The sequence below is a fragment of the Mesorhizobium sp. P3_A10 genome, from assembly GCF_056403175.1.
Map to the genome: position 1 here is coordinate 340,312 of NZ_JBFUFZ010000006.1, position 16,527 is coordinate 356,838.

A 16,527-nucleotide genomic window follows, 5' to 3' on the forward strand; every position below is an offset into this window, starting at 1 on the left:
CAGCGTGCCTTTGGTCAGCCGCCGGTGGCGATGGTCAGCACCTTGAACGGCGTGGTGATGATGATTTCGGCGGCTGAGCCGACGGCCTTGCCAATCCCTTGGCCGATGTCGTCAAACTCGCCCGGATCGTTCGATCGCAGGGCGGCTGGTGTACGCAGTCGGTCACCGAGCAATTGCACCAGGATCGGATTGTCCGCGAACTTGGCATGGTTCAAACGGTCACCGCCCTTGGTCTTGGTCAGATCCGCCACGACCACGCCATAGCTGGCAAGGTCGGCCGCATTGCCGTAGTCGCCGACACGCGGCTTGTCGCCGGAGATCAGGGACGACAGCTTCAGCGCACGGTCGTCTCCCGAGAGCAGGATGGCAAACGGCTTGTCGGGCTTGCCGTAGCGGATCATCTGTTTCTTGAAGACGTCGACGTCGATGTCCGGCGAGGCCAGGATGACGTAGCCGAGCTTGCCGCCGAGATTGCGGTCGCCGGTGATGGCGAGCTGGCGCAGCGCCTCCATCGTCACCCAGGTTCCCATCGAGTGCGCGATGATGTCGATGCTCTTGGCCCGGGTCTTGGCCAGCATCCTGAGCGTCGCCTCGAGGTCGTCGCGGGCAGCGTTGGCACTGTCCTTGTCGTAGATGTAGCCGGTCGTCTTGGCGCTGGACGCCCATGAGAACAGCACCGGCGTGCCCGGATAATTGGTGTCGTGGGCGATCTGCGTCAGCCGGTAGACGCCGTCGTCGAAGCCGTTGTTGAAGCCGTGCACGAACACCAAGGCGCGGTCGCCGCGCATGGCGATGTCGGCGCCGACCGCCTTGGCGAATTGCGGGGCGTCCTCGTAGTGGGTGACGCCGGTCGCGGTGAAGTCCTTGGCCGGGTTCGAGTTGGCGGAACCCTTGGCCCGCTCGATAGCGCCCACCTGATGGACCTTCGGGACGGTCACGTTGACGCGGGCGTAGCTGGTGGTCAGCGAGCGTTCGCCGTCGAAGACCTGGCGCGGGTCTTTCGTCGCCTGCTGGCGGGTGGTGGCGACGAAGATCTCATGCGTCGCCGCAATGTCCGAGGCGGGTGCGGTGATCGTCGTCTTGTTGAGAAGGTCGTGCGTGTTCTGGTTGGCGCAGCCGGTGACGGCGAGCGCGAAGGCTAGGGCGAGGACAGTCTTCGAACACACGGTTACGCGAGCTCCCGCTGGCGCATGACGCCTTTGGCTATTTCGATAGAGCCAGAGGGCGGCCCGGTCCAGTTCAAACTGATCCGGCGCGGCAATCGTGACCATGCGCGGCCACCGAGCGGCACTCTATTGGCCGAGCTGGCTGATGCGGTCGGTCACCGTCTGGTCACTGGCAAAGCCGTCATCCTCACGCAGCCGCTGGCCGATCATCTTCACCAGCTCGGGATTGTCGGCGAACTTGGTGTGATTGAAGCTGTCGGTTCCCTTGACCTTGGAGAGATCGACGACCGTGACGCCGTAGGTGGCAAGGTCGGCGGCGTCCTTGTAGTCGCCGACGCGTGGCCGCGAGCCGGCGATCAGGCCGGAAAGCCGCAGCGCCCGGTCGTCGTCGGAGAGCAGCAGGATGAACGGCTTGTCGGGCTTGCCGTAGCGGCGCATCTGGCTCTTGAACACATCGACATCGATGTCAGGCGAGGCCAGGACGACGTCGCCGAGCTTGCCGCCGAGATCGCGGTCGCCAGTGATGGCGAGCTGGCGCAGCGTTTCCATGGTGACCCAGGTCCCAAGCGAATGGGCGACGATGTCGATGCGCCGCGCGCCGGACTGCTGCAGCATGCGCAGCGTCACTTCCAGCTGGTCGCGGGCGACGCTGGCGCTTTCCTTGTCGTAGACATAGTCGGTGGTCCGGGCGCCCGATGCCCAGGAAAACAGCACCGGCGTGCCGGGGTAGCCGGAATCGTGGACGATCTGGGTGACGCGATAGACGGCGTCGTCAAAGCCGGTGTTGTAGCCGTGGACGAAAACCATGACGCGGCCGCCGCGCGCGGCGATGTCGGCGCTGAGCGCGCTGGAGAATTTCGGCTGGGCGTCGTAGCCGACGACCTCGGAAGCCATGAAGTATTTCGCCGGGTCGTCCGACTTGCCGCGCGAACGCCGCTCGATCTGGCCGGCCTGGTGGATGCCCGGAACGGTGACGTTGACGCGGGCATAGTTGAGCGTCGCCGAGCGCTCGCCATCGAAAACCTTGTTGGGATCGTCGGATTTCTTGCGCGTCGTGGCGATGAAGATCGAGTGATTGCCGGCGATTTCCGTCACCGGCGCGGACACGACCGTGCTGCCGAGAATTTCCTGGGTCTGCTGACCGGCACAGCCGGCAATCAACAAGGCAAGGGCAACGATGCAAAGCTTCTTCAAAGGCACTTCAGAATTCCAATCGAAAGGTGAATTCATTCAGACAGAATTCACTTTGAGGCCAAACGGCCCATCTACCCCCGCGATACCTCCCGGACAGGTAGAGTGCGGCAGAACTAAGTCGTGTCCAGCCGAAAAGCGGTCAGCGCGTGGCGACAGCCATCGCACTGTGGCGCGAAAGCCAAAATGGCGGCAGGAACGCCGGTATGTTGGAGAAGGGCAGCACCTCCGGCTTGAGCCGGATGCCGAGCACGTCGTTCATGAAGGCGCGGCGCGCCTCGATGCGGCGCCAGGCCTCCGGATAGCGCGCGGCGATCTCTTCGCGCAGCGCCTGGTCGGCGAGTGCGATGCCGTCCTCGATATTGGTGGTGAAATAGTCGGTGCCGGTCGCCGGAATGATGTCGACCTGCAGCGCCATGCCCGATTTCAGCGGGATGTCGGAGCCGGCAAAAATAGGCGAATGCATCCATTCGTCGATATGGACGAGATGGCCGGGATTGAGCGAGACGCCGAAGAACGGATCGCCGATGCGATCATGCACGGCTTTCCACAACGTGCCGCCGGCAACGCCGATGCCGACCGTCTCATACCAGTCGACGACGGCGCTGAAATAGGGCGCGACCAGTTTCTCGACATAGTCGCGTATGCCTTGTGGAAGGTCGGCAGCGCTCTCGGCCAGAAAACCGGCGCGGGCGTTGAGCGAGCCCTGGAGGCCATAGGCCATGGTGATCGGGTCGCCGCGCCTGATGATGTCGAGGCGAGGGCTGGGCAAGCCATAGGCCGCGCGCTTGGCGGCCGACAGCATCGGATGACAGCATTGCGGCAGGCCGTTGATGCCCATCAGCCGCGCGGCCTGCAATTCGGTCATGCCGGGTTCGATGCCTTGCAAGACATTGCGAAGGCCTTGCGAGGAAAAGGTCGCAGCGAATTCGAACGACGCCAGCTGGTCGGCCTCGTTGATGGCGCGCAAGCCGTCGGCCGGGTTCATCAACAGGTTGGCCGCGTTCAGGACCGCGCCCTTGTCGCCGACAAGCGTGCGCAGCGTGTCGGCGATGAAGGACGGCAGGTCGAGCGCCGTTTCGCCAAAGCCGGCATCGCCGGGACCAAACGGCTTCCAGCCGATGGCGCCGATGCGCTGGCCGGCCTTCAGGCCGCAAGCGGTGAGGATGTCGGGAAGCGCCGCCGAGCGGTCGCGCGGCTGCGCCGGCAGCGAAAAAGTCTGGTAAAGGATGCGCTCGTAAGGGCCGTCGCAGATCTCGGCGTAGCCCCAGCCTTCATTGCCGACGAGCAGTTTCGGCTGTTTGCCGGGGACGATGACCAGCAGCGTCTCCTCGAAACGGGGATCGTAGCCGCAGAGATAGGCGATATTGGCCGCGTGCTCGCGGTCGCCATAGATGGCGAAGGCCTCGAAGCCCGACGCGGTGCCGCGTGTCAGCAGTGCATCGATGCGCGCTTCGTAGGTGGTGCGCGCAACCAGCGGCATCAGCGTCGGCTCGCCAAATTCCGGCAGCGACATGGTTTTCAGGGCAACCGATGCGACAGGCATGAACAAACGCCTTCAAGTGCTTGCAAGGTTTCTAGGAATGCCCCTGCGGCGGGGCTGCATGATCGACCGGACAATGGCTTTGCGAGGCCGGATATGCAATAGGCGGGGATCAAAGTCGCGCACAGACGATCCGGGTGATCTTGCCATGAACAGTTTCTCCTCACGTGTTGCCGTCGCCGCTGCCGCAATCCGGCAGATCTTTCCCGAAACACCGCTGCAGGAAAACGACTATCTGTCGAAGAAGACCGGCGCGCGGGTGCTGTTGAAGCGCGAGGACCTGACGCCGGTGCGCTCCTACAAGATCCGCGGCGCCTTCACCTTCTTTCGCAAGGCGCTCGCTGCCGGCAATGAAGCCGAGCTGTTCGTCTGCGCTTCGGCCGGCAATCATGCCCAGGGTTTTGCCTTCGTCTGCCGCCACTTTGGCAAAAAGGGCGTGGTGTTCATGCCGGTGACGACACCGCAGCAGAAGATCGACAAAACGCGGCTGTTCGGTGGTGAATTCATCGAGGTCAGGCTGGTTGGCGATTTCTTCGACGACTGCTACCGCGCTGCCTTCGAATTCACCGAAACGACGGGCGCGCATATGGTGCCGCCTTTCGATCACAAGGACATCATCGAGGGGCAGGCGACCGTCGCCTATGAGATTGCCGACCAGATGCCTGGCGCGCGCATGCCCGACATCATCATGCTGCCGGTTGGCGGCGGCGGCCTGGCCGCCGGCGTAACGCATTACTTCGCCGACCAGGGCCGTGACGCGCGCTTTGTCTTCTGCGAACCGGCCGGCGCGCCGAGCCTGCGCGTGAGCCTGTCGGCGGGAAAGCGGATCAAGCTCGCCAAGGTCGACAATTTTGTCGACGGCGCGGCGGTGGCTGAGATCGGCCGCGAACCGTTGCGGCATCTCAAGGAGTTTGCGGCGGACGCTGTGCGGCTGATCCCGGAAAACCGGCTCTGTGCGACGATGATCGAGATGCTGAACGTCGAAGGCGTGGTGCTCGAACCGGCCGGCGCGCTGGCGATCGACGCGCTGAAGGATTTTTCGAAGAAGGAGATCCGGGGCAAGACCATCGTTGCCGTGGTTTCGGGCGGCAATTTCGACTTCGAGCGGCTGCCGGACGTCAAGGAAAGGGCGCTGCGCTTCGAGGGCCTGAAGAAGTACTTCATCATCCGTTTTCCGCAGCGGCCAGGCGCGTTGCGCGACTTCCTCGAAATGCTGGGGCCTGACGACGACATTGCCCGCTTCGAATACTTGAAGAAATCGGCGCGCAATTTCGGTTCGGTGCTGATCGGCATCGAAACCAAGGACCGTCGCAATTTCGATCTGCTGAAGGCGAATTTCGAAGCCGAGGGCGTCCAGTATCAGGACATCACCGACAACGAGACGTTGGCGGGATTCATCATATGAGCGGCAAGGGAAAAATCTTTGTCGCGCTGTTTTCCGGCATCAATGTTGGTGGCAACCGCATCGTCAAGATGGCGGAGCTGCGGGCATTTTTCGAGGAACTCGGCTTTTCCGATGTCGCCACCTATGTGCAGAGCGGCAACGCCGTTTTCCGGTCGTCGAAGGGCGATGCAGCGACGCTGACGAAGCAAATCGAGGCAGCCTTCGAGAAGAAATGGGGATTTTACTCGCGCATCATGGTGCGCGATCTCTCTTGGTTCGAGCGGCTGGTGAGCGAAAACCCCTATCCCGAACTGGCTGCGGAACACACCAAACTCCACGCCTATGTGCTGGAGCGCGAGCCGACCGCCGATGAGATCGCGCGGCTAGCTGAAAAATGCACCGGTCCCGAAAGCTTCGAGATCAAGGGCGACGTGCTCTACCTCAATGCGCCCGACGGGCTCGGCAAATCGGTGTTTGCCGGATTGATCCCGCGCACGCTGAAAGTGCCGGGCACCGCGCGCAACTGGCGCTCGGTGCTGGCGCTGCTGGAGATGGCGGGACAGGCCGCCGGCTTGAACGCCTAGACTGCCGGAGCCTGCTTCCAGTCGAAGGTCAGCTCCTCGCGGAAGGCAAAGCGCTTGATGTGGTCGGCGACGACCGATTCCAGGCGCTCCAGCGATCCGCCTTCATCCGTCGACACCGTGATGTGCAGCGCGCTGGCGTCTGCATCCATGACGGTGCGGCCGAGCGAGAGCTCGATGCTGCCGTGGGTCGGGTTGAACTCGACGGGAAATTTGTGCGCCCAGTGCTTGCACAGCTGCTGCAGATAGCGGCTGGCGTGCTCGGTGGCGACATCGGCATTGCTGGACGGCATGAACGAACCTCTTGTTCTGGCGCTGGCTGTCAGCTGGGCGCGATGACCGTCTAGATAGGTGGCTTTGTACAAAACGGCAAAGGCGGCCGGCTTTTACCTCGGCCGCCTGGCTTCAAGATGGCGTGATCGCTACCAGGTGCCGGTGTTCGTCATCGACGCCCAGGGCTCGGCCTTTGGCTTGGGCGGGCCTTTTTGCAGCAGCTCGAACGAGATGCCGTCCGGTGACTTGACGAAGGCCATGTTGCCGTCGCGCGGCGGCCGGTTGATGACGACGCCACTGTCCATCAGATGCTGACAGGTGGCGTAGATGTCGTCGACCTCATAGGCGAGGTGGCCGAAATTGCGGCCGCCCTTATAGTCCTCAGGATCCCAATTGTAGGTCAGTTCGATCAGCGGCGCCTTGTCGGCGATGCCGCTCTCTTCGTCCTCGGACGCCGCGAGGAAGATCAGCGTGAAGCGGCCCTGCTCGTTTTCGTAGCGGCGCACTTCCTTGAGACCAAGCTTGTTGCAGTAGAAATCGAGCGAAGCATCGACGTCGGCGACACGGACCATGGTGTGGAGATAGCGCATGTGGTTTCCTCGGGATGTTACGTCGCGGCGGAACATAGGGGCCACCCGGCCAAAGGGCAATCGCGGAGCCGGAAGCGGCGAGCGGTTTCGGGAAAAATCCGATGCTCAAGCCAAAGGCAGAACGGCAGTGGGTCCGGTCTGAGAAGCCGCTGTTCTGGCCGCCAGTGGCGCCGGCAAACAACAAATCAGGTATTCCTGTATTGAACCGTGAAAAAAGGCACGTCAGGTCTTGCACAGACCGGAAGCCGCGGTGTTAATCTAATGTCAAGAATCAGTTGCGGTGTTTCTTGAAAAAAGGGGGCATTCTTATGGGGGAAAAGGCCTCTTTCATGGGGCGGGACGAGAGCCTTGACGACGCCTTGCATCGAGACGCTAGCGGCGACTCCGCCGACCTCGTTGAAATCGCCGGCGCGATCAAATGGTTCGACGTGGCCAAGGGCTACGGTTTCATTCTTCCGGATGACGGTTCTTCGGGCGACATCCTCCTCCATGTGACATGTCTTCGAAAGGACGGCTTCCAGACTGCATTGGAAGGCGCGCGTGTCGTCTGCCTCGTCAAGCATGGTGACCGCGGACTGCAGGCGTTTCGCGTGTTGTCGATGGATGTCACCACGGCGATCCATCCGGCCGAGATGCAGGAGCCGCGCACCCACATTTCGGTGACGCCGGAAAGCGGCCTCGAACGGGCGCTGGTCAAGTGGTTCAACCGCACCAAGGGGTTCGGCTTCCTGACCAGGGGTGAGGGCACCGAGGATATTTTCGTCCATATGGAGACGCTGCGCCGCTACGGCATCACCGAGCTCCGGCCGGGTCAGGTCGTGCTGGTTCGCTTCGGACGCGGCGACAAAGGCCTTATGGCTGCCGAAATTCACCCCGATATGGGAACCTTGCCGGTCTCGCATTAGGGCGGTGCCCGGCAGAGGACTTTGAATGGCTAACAGGATCTGGCTGACTGCGGGCGCGATCTGCGCCGTCATTGCCGTTGCCGCCGCCACTGGCGTCTATTTCTATTCGCAGGAACCGAGTGCCGCCGACAGCCGGGCGATGATCCTTCCCGTCGACCCGACGCCGTTGGTTGCGGTGACGAAAGGCGGCGAACGTTCTTTCTCCATCGAGGTCGCAGACACCGGCGCGGAGCGTGAAGCCGGGCTGATGTTCCGCGAAGACATGGCCGACGACCATGGCATGCTGTTTGTGTTCGAGACTGTCGGGCAAGTGAACTTCTGGATGAAGAACACGCCGATGCCGCTCGACCTGATCTTCGTCGGCCAGGACGGCAGGATCCGGGCGATCAAGAAAGGCGAACCGCAATCCGAGGCGATCATCTCGTCTGGCCTGCCGGTGCGCTTCGTGCTGGAACTCAAGGCGGGCACCGCCGCCAGGGACGGCATCGAGTACAACGACCTGCTGCGCCATCCGGCAATCGGCACCGCGTCGGGGCCGGGCAAGCCGCCGGCCGACAATGGCGATGCGCCGAACGCCGGCGGCAGCTGAGCCGGCCGATGCAGTTTTTCTCCCATGACGGTTTCGACCTTGCCTTCCTCGATCGCCAGCCGGCATCGGGCCACGGCGACCCGGTGTTGATGATCCACGGCTTTGCCTCGAGCCATTACGTCAACTGGGTGTCGCCCGGTTGGTTCAAGACGCTGAACGATGCCGGCTACCGTGCCATCGCCTTCGACAATCGCGGCCATGGCGCCTCGTCGAAAAGCTATGAAGAGGCTGACTACACGCCAGCCAAAATGGCTTCGGACGGAGCGGCTCTGCTCAACCATCTCGGCATCGAGCGGGCTCATGTAATGGGCTATTCGATGGGTGCGCGCATTTCGGCGTTTCTGGCGCTGTCCGACCCGGACAAGGTGGCAACGCTGGTCTTCGGTGGCCTCGGCATCGGCATGGTCGATGGCGTCGGCGACTGGGATCCGATTGCCGCAGCCCTACTTGCCGACGATCCCGATGCGACCAGCCATCCGCGCGGCCGTTCGTTTCGCGCCTTCGCCGACCAGACGCGCAGCGATCGCCTGGCGCTGGCCGCGTGCATTGCCACCTCGCGGGAATTGCTTGATGAGGACGACATGGCGCGCATCGCCCAGCCGACGTTGATCGCTGTTGGCACCAAGGACGATATTGGCGGCTCGCCGGACGAACTGGCAGCGCTGATGCCCAACGCCAGGGCCTTTCACATCGAGGGCCGCGACCACATGCTGGCTGTCGGGGACAAGGCCTTCAAGCAACGGGTGCTTGAGTTTTATGCGGAAAATCCGCTCTAACACTTTGTTTTTACGCAATTCCGCAGGGAAAGCGTTACGCGCTTTTCCCGGGAAAACCGCTACACACTTTTCCTGGAATTGCTCCAAGCGGGATGGCGGGTGCCACTATGACACAATGGGGAAGAAGCGCGGACGCTCTGCCGGGCGTCGTCGCGAAAGGCAGGTTCGGCAAACGCTCCATCATGCTGGCGCTGGCCGCCTTTGCAGCGGACGCCATTGTCCTTACCGCAATGGTGGTGCTGCCGAGCGGCACGTCCGAGCTTTCCCAGAACGTTGTCACGGGCGTTTCATGACGATATTTCTGCTCGCGGCGCCGCTGGCGCATATTGCCGGAGTGATTTTCGGGCTGATGGCGCTGTCGCGTTCGAACGACAGCCGCCTGCTCGGTCTTGTCGGCATCCTGCTCAACGGTGCCTCTCTGGCCATTGGCGCCTGGGTGTTTATGGCCATGGTGTCGACGCTCGGCGCCTTTACCTGATCTCGGGTGACCTGCAGGCTTGGTGCCGCCTTGGTTGATCTTCTCGTCACCTACATGGAAATGCGCGAACCGAATTCCGCGCCGGCTTTCGACAGCCCGCTAGCGGGCGCGACGGTGGCGCGCGAAACGCTTGATATGGCCGACTATATCAGCCTCTACCGCGCCGTTGGCGAGCCGGTGCAGTGGGACCAGCGGTTGCGCCTGCCAGCGGGCGATCTCGAGCGCCTTCTCGCCAGCCTGTCGACGCATATCCATGTCCTGCGTGTCGATGGCGAGGCCGCCGGCCTGTGCGAATTCAACGGCGTTGGTCAGGCGGTCGTCGAGCTGACCCATTTCGGTCTCGCTCCGGCTTTCCAGGGCCGCAAGCTCGGACCGTTCCTGCTTGACCGATCGCTTCGTGCCGTCTGGTCGCATGGGCCGGAGAGGCTGTGGCTGCACACCGACACCTACGATCACCCGGGCGCGCAAGCGGTCTATCGGCGCGCCGGTTTCAGGCAGTATGCGCAGCGGATCGAGACTTTTCCTGACTAAATCAGGATTTGAGCGCTTCGAGCGACCGCGCCATGTTTTGCCTGGCCTGGGGCTCGAACCGCTGCCGGAATTCCTCGGTGTGAAAAATGTGCGGGCGGGCGAGGAAAGTCTTCAGAACCGCGCCACGGCCGGCGCGCCACATCGGCTCCTCCACCCAGCCATATTCGCGGCGGACCGCCTGTTCGTACTCGTCGAAGGCTTCCGGGGAAGCCCCGAGGATCGACAGGTCCATGTCGAGGAAGAGAGCAGCGTCGCGGACGGCTTCCTTGTCGGCAAGGCTGGGCAATTCGTGTGTTGCGGTGGCGACTATCATCGCAGCGATGTGATCCAATCGCTCCGCATTGGTGCGACCGGCGAGTTTTTCCTCTGCCAGTGCAGCACTCCTGGCCTCGTTGTCCTTGGCACGGCTGTCATAGATGGCGTCGTGGAACCAGATCGCCGCCTCGACGGCCCTGGGGTCGTGCAGCGATGCGCTATACTGGGCGGCCAGCGCCAGCATCGCCTCGATATGGCTGAGGTTGTGATAGTGGCGGCCTTCGGCGAGATAGAGCGTGGAAAGCTCGTGCTTCAGCGGCGCTTCGATCAAGGGTTCGTTTTCCATGGCGGCTTGAATTCCCGTGAACCAAATCCATTTGATCGAGCACTAAGGAAAATTGAGTTCAATCGTGCTATGATCTGGCTTATATGTGCGGCCGGACAATAGGCAAGCCGGCAGGACGCAGGACAAGACGTCGATGAACAGCATCAGCATTTCCCGACACAGCGCGTTGCAGCCGGTCGATCCGATCTGGCGTTCGATCCGCGATGAAGCGATGGAAGCGGTTAACCGCGATCCGCTGCTGGCAGCGTTCCTCTATGCGACGATCCTGAACCAGGAGAGCCTCGAGGAAGCCGTCATCCACCGGCTAGCCGAGCGTCTCGACCATCAGGACGTCGGTTCCGATCTTATCCGCCAGACCTTCAAGTCGATGCTGGCCGACGACAAGGAATGGTCGTCGACCGTGCGTGTCGACATCCAGGCCTATTACGACCGCGATCCGGCCTGCGACCGCTTCATCATGCCGGTGCTGTATTTCAAGGGTTTTCACGCCATCCAGACGCATCGGCTGGCGCATTGGCTGTGGAACCAGGGCCGCAAGGATTTCGCGCTCTATCTGCAAAGCCGCTCATCCTCGGTGTTCCAGACCGACATCAATCCGGCTGCTCGCATCGGCAAGGGTATCTTCATCGACCACGCCACCGGCCTTGTCGTCGGCGAGACCGCGGTGATCGAGGATGATGTGTCGATCCTGCATGGCGTGACGCTGGGCGGTACCGGCAAGGCCGGCGGCGACCGCCATCCCAAGATCCGCTACGGCGTGCTGATCGGCGCCGGCGCCAAGATCCTCGGCAACATCGAGATCGGCCATTGCTCGAAGATCGCGGCAGGCTCGGTGGTGCTGTCACCGGTGCCGCACAACAAGACGGTTGCCGGCGTGCCGGCCCGCGTCGTTGGCGAGACCGGCTGCGACCAGCCTTCGCGGCAGATGGACCAGCTTTTGCCGTCGCAGTCGATGGACCAGGTCGTCAGCTTCGATATCTGATTTTCCGGCTCCCCGGGCGCGGGCGCCGAAATCCGGCTGCACGCGCCTGGGCCTGGTTCGCGTGCGATCTGTCCGGCTTGCCTTTACATCGCCATTGTCGACGTGTCAGAAGCGCGTTCAAACCAGCAAGCCCGACGATCGGAGAAGACTGTTGAAGCCGGACGAAATCAGAAAGCTGGACGCCTATTTCAAGCGCGTCTTCCAGAATCCCAAACTCGAAGTGAAGGCGCGGCCGCGCAAGGACGATTCGGCCGAGGTCTATGTCGGCGACGAGTTTCTCGGCATCGTCTTCAAGGACGAGGACGACGGCGACTATAATTTCTCGATGGCGATCCTCGACATCGATCTGGCCTGAGCCAGTCACTATGACTGATCGGACCTGCGGACGCAGGCCGATCAGCTCTCCAATTCCAAAATATGCAATGAATAGAGTGCTTTAGTGCGCAGCTTTCAGGACTTGCGCAGCCCTGGTGGCGATCGCCGCGTCGAGCGCTTGCCAGTTGTCCAAAAACTCCCTGGGGAAGCGGTAGGTGAGGGCGAGGCTATCGCCCACCTGGATGTCGCGCTCGCATGGCGCCAGCGATTCTTCAGCGCTTGGACCGCTCAGGCAACGGGCGACGAACGGAGTCTTGCCGGGGCGGCTGGCGACCGCGAGCACCTCGTTGAGATAGCCTGATTTTTCGGTGAAGGCGTAAATCGTCGTGCCGCCGGGGCCAGGCGTGCCGGGCGGGACGATCATTGCACTGTAGATCGGCGCGAAGCGGCCGCTCATGTCGCGCGACATCATCTGCGGCTCGAACGACAGGAAGATAATGTCCTTGCTCTGGCCGGTGTGATTGAAGTCGTCGCGCGCGGCTTCGCTATAGCCGTCCATCTCGGGATAGCGCAGATAGAGGTCGAGGCGCGAGGCGACGCCGTCGCGCCGCGCCTGGTCGAAGCGGATGACATTGGCCGGCACGGCGATGACATTGTTGCCGATGACGATCCTGTGGACGGTCGCGTCATCCGTATATCCGGCCATGGCGATCGAGCGGCCGAACCATTTGCCGCCCAGGCTGATCGCCACCGAAAGCAGCGCCAGCGTCGCGAAGGCATAGAACACCCGCTTCATCAGCCTGGAATCGACGACATCGAACTCCGGGCTGTCGGCGGTGGCTGCCTGCTTCATTTCAATCCCCAAAATCAGCCGCACCTCAAGAGGTGTCCTCGGGCGGCACACATGGCGCGGCATGGCTCTTGCAGCGCGCGTATCGGGTGCGACTGTGCGATTTCATGGTAAACGGAAGGTAAAGATGAGCCCGGTGGAACTCACTCTCTTCGCTTTTGCGGTCGGCGTGACCGCATGCGGCCTGGTCGGATCGGCGATGGAGCTGATCTCGGGCCGCCGGCTTGCCTTTGTCGAGCCCTATGTGTCGCCGTCGCATATCGTGCGTTCGCTGGCCGCAACCGCATGCGCGGGGCCGTTCATGCTCGTCAACGATGCGCTTGACGCCCGTCGGCAGGGACGCATTTCGACGCTGGCGCTGATTTCCTGCGGCTGCACCGCAGTGGCCTGGGCACTGGCGCTCGGCGTCGTGCTGATCGCCATTGCGTCGTGGGCGGGCACGCTCCTAGGCTCGGCCGCCGCTGTCGCGGCCTGAGACGATTCGGAGACGAAAAATGCCGGTCTATGCGATCGATGGAAAGGCGCCCAGCTTCGAGGACGCCGACAGCAACTGGATCGCGCCCGACGCGACGCTGATCGGCGATATCAGGGTCGGCCGCAACGTCGGCTTCTGGTTTGGCGCCGTCATCCGCGGCGACAATGAGGCGATCGTCATCGGCGCTGACAGCAATGTCCAGGAACACACGGTGATGCACACCGATCCCGGTTTTCCCCTGACCATAGGACAAGGCTGCACGATCGGCCACCGGGCTCTGCTGCATGGCTGCACGATCGGCGACAACAGCCTGATCGGCATGGGCGCGATCGTGCTTAACGGCGCCAGGATCGGCAAGAATTCGCTGGTCGGGGCCGGCGCGCTGGTCACCGAAGGCAAGGAATTTCCCGACAATTCGCTGATCGTCGGCTCACCCGCGCGGGTGATCCGGACACTGGACGACGCGGCTGTCGCAAGGCTGCGCGGCTCGGCCGCGCACTACGTGGCGAACGGCAAGCGGTTCAAGGCCGGGTTGAAAGAGGTCTGAGGCCGGCCTAGCCAATCCTCGCCGGCGGTTCATTGCGCCCAACTGTCGGAGCCGCGCCCGGCCATTGCATCGCGCAGCAATGAAGCGCCGGCGTCAAAGCCGGCATTGTCGGCTTCCTCGAGGGCCGTCGTATAGTGATCGACACGGGTTTCGAGCGCCGGGTCGGCGCCCGCCGCCAAAAGCAGGCGGATCGCATCGACACTGCGTATGGCCACTGCATAATGAAGCGGCGTCCAGTCGTTCACGCCCCGCATGTTGGGGTCGGCGTCGCCATCGATCAGCACCTGGACCATTTCCAGCCTGTCGGCCCGGTCGGTCGACAGCGCCGCAATGATTGCCGGAAACCCGCCGTGATCCCCGTAATTCGGATCCGAGCCCGCATCCAGCAAGGTCGAGATGAAGGAAACGGGGCTCCAATAGATCGCATATTCCAGCGGATGGCCAAGGCCGAGTTCGAACGGCATGCGCTCGTCGAACCAGCGGGGCGAGCCGCCCAAGGCCGCGCCGAGGGCTGCGAAGTCGCCTGCCTTGAACGCATCGTCGATGGCCTTGAACAGGCGGTGGCGCTCGCACCGATCTTCCGGGATTTCCAGCATGGCCGTGATCCAGAAGGTGGCTTTTGATCGCTCATACTGCAGCGATCAAAAGCCATTTGGAAGCTGGATCGCGGACCACTCCGTTGTCGAATTCGTCCCCGATCCGCATCCCAGATCGAATTCAAGGTTCCTCCAGCGCCTTGATCGCAAGATGGACGAGTTCGCGCTCGTGCTCCCGATAGTCCTCTTTTGTGTATTGATAGCCCCAGTCCACGCTACGCCAGTCTGGTTTGAGTTTGTTTGCCAGACGGCCTTGCGCCCGCGCTTCATCTAGACGCCCGAGCTTCGCCAGGCATCCGGCCTCATAAACGTGGATGTAGTAGTAAGGGCTGCTGATAGCGGCGAAAGACTTTATCGCCTCGACGTACCGTCGCGCCATCATGAATGCCATGCCCATGGTCTCACGCAGAGAGACCGGAAGGAACAGCGGACTGACGCGGATAGTTTTGAGCGATCTCTCGATAGCCTCGCCCGCCTGTCCCGTGCATAGCAGGTAGTACGCCATTATGTCATTGAGATCTGCGTCATCAGGTGTCAGTTGGAGGGCACGCTGGAACGTTTCCGACGCCGCTTCGAAGTTCTTTTCGAGCAGAAGACACATCCCTCGAATACCCAAGCACCTACTATCCTCGCCGTCGAGTCGCACGGCGAGCTCAGTTTCTTTGTCTGCGGACTGTAACGCGAGTGGCGCCAGTGTTTGCCAGTAAAGACGAAGGTGCATGTGGCCCAACAAAGCATGAGCGCGGGCGAAGGTTGGGTCCAGCTTCACGGCGGTTTCAAATTCCGTTATGGCCTGCGGGATGTCGTCATTGCGCCAGCGGTTTGTGATTTCTAAGCCGCGCAGATAGCGATCATACGCACCCAAGCTTTCGGTAGGATTTCGCCGCGATGCTTTCACAAGGTCAGATTCGAGGTAACCTGGCACCGCAGCGACGATGCTTCTGATCACCTCGTCTTGAACAGCAAAGATATCTTCCAAGTCACGATCATAACGCTCCGCCCAGACGTGGCTCCCGGTCGCTGCTTCGATGAGTTGGGCTGTGATGCGCACGCGTTTGCCGCTCTTGCGAACGCTGCCCTCGACCACATAGCGCACGCCGAGCTTTCGGCCGACTTCTGCGATTTCTGCGGAGGTTCCCTTGAACGTAAATGACGAATTCCGCGCAACCACGAACAACCCATGGTTGCGCGACAGTTCAGTGGTAAGGTCCTCTGTGATGCCGTCGGCGAAGTACTCCTGCTCCTGATCGCCACTCATGTTGGTGAACGGTAGAACTCCAATCGACGGCCTGCTATCGACAGGCTCCGACGGCTTCGGCGGTGTTGACCTAGCGTTGCCAACCAGAAGCGAATAGACCCTTATGGGCTCCGCGATGTTCTTGAGTTGCGTGTTCCCGAGGTCGACGACCGGCAGGTCGAGCCTACCCTTGACCTGGCGAAAGGCATCCTCGGACAGGCAGATCGCGCCAGGTGCCGCGACGCCTTCCAAACGCGCAGCGATGTTGACACCATCCCCCATCAGGTCGCCGTCGCTCTCTTCGACCACGTCTCCTAAATGAATGCCGATGCGGAATTCGATCCGACGGCCTTGCGGCACGCCAGCATTGCGCTCCACCATGCCGTTCTGCACCTCGATGGCGCAGCGCACAGCGTCCACGACACTGCGGAACTCGACCAGCGCGCCGTCCCCTGTGCGCTTAACCACGCGACCGTTGTGCACCGCGATAGTTGGATCGAGTAGGTCGCTGCGAAGTGCGCGCAACCGTGCCAAAGTTCGGTCTTCGTCCTCGCTGGCGAGCCGGCTGTATCCGACCACGTCAGCGGCCAGGATTGCGGCCAGCTTGCGATTGTCGCCCATGGCGCGGACCTCCTTCCCACTAGGATAGCAGAAATGCAATTGCAGAAAGGGACATTTGGGTCTGCTCAACAATCACCGGAGCCGGCAGTTCAGATGGCATCGGCATTGGGCCGGCTATAGCGCTCGGATCGGTGGGCTACCGACCCGCTATTACGTCGACCACGGCTGGCGTTTACGGTCGAGCGCCTCGTTGGTCTGGTGTGCTGTTCACTTGCGCAATTGCCACCAAGCGGTCTCATGCCAGAACAGGCGCCCCGGCCAGGCTGCTGCCAGAAATCGTATCCTTATCGGGATTT

The 16,527-nt window shown here is 62.1% G+C and carries 21 protein-coding genes; 12 read left to right on the forward strand and 9 right to left on the reverse strand.

Annotated elements, in window-relative coordinates; genetic code table 11:
- Positions 1–14: 14 nt before the first annotated feature.
- From AC1DXU_RS23335 to AC1DXU_RS23345, 3 genes are all read right to left on the reverse strand, one after another.
- Positions 15–1,166, reverse strand: coding sequence for an alpha/beta hydrolase (locus tag AC1DXU_RS23335; protein WP_477372767.1), 1,152 nt, complete (start codon positions 1,164–1,166; stop codon positions 15–17).
- Between the two features lie 126 nt (positions 1,167–1,292).
- Positions 1,293–2,396 (reverse strand): alpha/beta hydrolase, encoded by a 1,104-nt coding sequence (locus AC1DXU_RS23340; protein WP_477372769.1) that lies wholly within the window; start codon positions 2,394–2,396, stop codon positions 1,293–1,295.
- 103 nt (positions 2,397–2,499) lie between these two features.
- Complete coding sequence (locus AC1DXU_RS23345; RefSeq protein WP_477372771.1) at positions 2,500–3,903, reverse strand: aminopeptidase P family N-terminal domain-containing protein; 1,404 nt, start codon at positions 3,901–3,903, stop codon at positions 2,500–2,502.
- 145 nt (positions 3,904–4,048) lie between these two features.
- Here AC1DXU_RS23345 and ilvA point away from each other — a divergent pair, with 145 nt between their 5' ends.
- Both ilvA and AC1DXU_RS23355 read left to right on the forward strand, forming a co-directional pair.
- On the forward strand, positions 4,049–5,305 hold the full coding sequence (gene ilvA, locus AC1DXU_RS23350) for a threonine ammonia-lyase IlvA (RefSeq protein WP_477372773.1): 1,257 nt from the start codon (positions 4,049–4,051) through the stop codon (positions 5,303–5,305).
- A complete protein-coding gene (locus AC1DXU_RS23355; RefSeq protein ID WP_477372775.1) occupies positions 5,302–5,868 on the forward strand; it encodes a DUF1697 domain-containing protein in 567 nt (188 codons plus the stop codon). Before ilvA ends, AC1DXU_RS23355 begins: the two co-directional genes overlap by 4 nt.
- Here AC1DXU_RS23355 and AC1DXU_RS23360 read toward each other — a convergent pair.
- Together AC1DXU_RS23360 and AC1DXU_RS23365 are read right to left on the reverse strand one after the other, a co-directional pair.
- A complete protein-coding gene (locus tag AC1DXU_RS23360; RefSeq protein WP_477372777.1) occupies positions 5,865–6,158 on the reverse strand; it encodes a DUF2218 domain-containing protein in 294 nt (97 codons plus the stop codon). The genes AC1DXU_RS23355 and AC1DXU_RS23360 overlap by 4 nt on opposite strands.
- Before the next feature lie 129 nt (positions 6,159–6,287).
- Positions 6,288–6,728 carry a VOC family protein gene (locus tag AC1DXU_RS23365; RefSeq protein WP_477372779.1) on the reverse strand — a complete coding sequence of 147 codons (441 nt, stop codon included), beginning with the start codon at positions 6,726–6,728 and terminating at the stop codon, positions 6,288–6,290.
- Between the two features lie 329 nt (positions 6,729–7,057).
- On the opposite strand from AC1DXU_RS23365, the gene AC1DXU_RS23370 reads away from it, so the two are divergent.
- The 6 genes from AC1DXU_RS23370 (at position 7,058) to AC1DXU_RS23395 (ending at position 10,007) form a co-directional block, all read left to right on the forward strand.
- The gene (locus tag AC1DXU_RS23370; protein WP_477315107.1) at positions 7,058–7,633 is read left to right on the forward strand and encodes a cold-shock protein; all 576 of its coding nucleotides are present in this window, start codon (positions 7,058–7,060) and stop codon (positions 7,631–7,633) included.
- A gap of 25 nt (positions 7,634–7,658) precedes the next feature.
- Positions 7,659–8,222 carry a DUF192 domain-containing protein gene (locus tag AC1DXU_RS23375; protein ID WP_477372781.1) on the forward strand — a complete coding sequence of 188 codons (564 nt, stop codon included), beginning with the start codon at positions 7,659–7,661 and terminating at the stop codon, positions 8,220–8,222.
- Between the two features lie 8 nt (positions 8,223–8,230).
- Positions 8,231–8,998, forward strand: coding sequence for an alpha/beta fold hydrolase (locus AC1DXU_RS23380; RefSeq protein WP_477372783.1), 768 nt, complete (start codon positions 8,231–8,233; stop codon positions 8,996–8,998).
- Positions 8,999–9,105: 107 nt separating this feature from the next.
- On the forward strand, positions 9,106–9,291 hold the full coding sequence (locus AC1DXU_RS23385; RefSeq protein WP_477372785.1) for a hypothetical protein: 186 nt from the start codon (positions 9,106–9,108) through the stop codon (positions 9,289–9,291).
- Complete coding sequence (locus AC1DXU_RS23390) at positions 9,288–9,476, forward strand: hypothetical protein (protein WP_477372787.1); 189 nt, start codon at positions 9,288–9,290, stop codon at positions 9,474–9,476. Before AC1DXU_RS23385 ends, AC1DXU_RS23390 begins: the two co-directional genes overlap by 4 nt.
- Before the next feature lie 30 nt (positions 9,477–9,506).
- A complete protein-coding gene (locus AC1DXU_RS23395) occupies positions 9,507–10,007 on the forward strand; it encodes a GNAT family N-acetyltransferase (RefSeq protein WP_477372789.1) in 501 nt (166 codons plus the stop codon).
- A gap of 1 nt (position 10,008) precedes the next feature.
- Here AC1DXU_RS23395 and AC1DXU_RS23400 read toward each other — a convergent pair whose 3' ends face one another.
- Positions 10,009–10,608 (reverse strand): HD domain-containing protein, encoded by a 600-nt coding sequence (locus AC1DXU_RS23400; RefSeq protein ID WP_477372791.1) that lies wholly within the window; start codon positions 10,606–10,608, stop codon positions 10,009–10,011.
- A gap of 133 nt (positions 10,609–10,741) precedes the next feature.
- Here AC1DXU_RS23400 and cysE point away from each other — a divergent pair, with 133 nt between their 5' ends.
- Complete coding sequence (cysE, locus tag AC1DXU_RS23405) at positions 10,742–11,590, forward strand: serine O-acetyltransferase (RefSeq protein WP_477314354.1); 849 nt, start codon at positions 10,742–10,744, stop codon at positions 11,588–11,590.
- 151 nt (positions 11,591–11,741) lie between these two features.
- On the forward strand, positions 11,742–11,945 hold the full coding sequence (locus AC1DXU_RS23410; RefSeq protein WP_013531334.1) for a DUF3126 family protein: 204 nt from the start codon (positions 11,742–11,744) through the stop codon (positions 11,943–11,945).
- 81 nt (positions 11,946–12,026) lie between these two features.
- On the opposite strand, the gene AC1DXU_RS23415 is transcribed toward AC1DXU_RS23410, so the two are convergent.
- Positions 12,027–12,758 (reverse strand): hypothetical protein, encoded by a 732-nt coding sequence (locus tag AC1DXU_RS23415; protein WP_477372793.1) that lies wholly within the window; start codon positions 12,756–12,758, stop codon positions 12,027–12,029.
- A 124-nt stretch (positions 12,759–12,882) separates the two neighbouring features.
- Here AC1DXU_RS23415 and AC1DXU_RS23420 point away from each other — a divergent pair, with 124 nt between their 5' ends.
- Complete coding sequence (locus tag AC1DXU_RS23420; RefSeq protein WP_477314358.1) at positions 12,883–13,230, forward strand: DUF6949 family protein; 348 nt, start codon at positions 12,883–12,885, stop codon at positions 13,228–13,230.
- Between the two features lie 19 nt (positions 13,231–13,249).
- Positions 13,250–13,777 carry a gamma carbonic anhydrase family protein gene (locus AC1DXU_RS23425; RefSeq protein ID WP_477372795.1) on the forward strand — a complete coding sequence of 176 codons (528 nt, stop codon included), beginning with the start codon at positions 13,250–13,252 and terminating at the stop codon, positions 13,775–13,777.
- Positions 13,778–13,806: 29 nt separating this feature from the next.
- Here the strand turns inward: AC1DXU_RS23425 and AC1DXU_RS23430 are convergent, their stop codons facing one another.
- Both AC1DXU_RS23430 and AC1DXU_RS23435 read right to left on the reverse strand, forming a co-directional pair.
- A complete protein-coding gene (locus tag AC1DXU_RS23430) occupies positions 13,807–14,373 on the reverse strand; it encodes an ankyrin repeat domain-containing protein (protein ID WP_477372797.1) in 567 nt (188 codons plus the stop codon).
- A 121-nt stretch (positions 14,374–14,494) separates the two neighbouring features.
- Entirely contained in the window at positions 14,495–16,231 is a 1,737-nt protein-coding gene (locus AC1DXU_RS23435) for an adenylate/guanylate cyclase domain-containing protein (RefSeq protein WP_477372799.1), read from the reverse strand.
- Between the last annotated feature and the right edge of the window lie 296 nt (positions 16,232–16,527).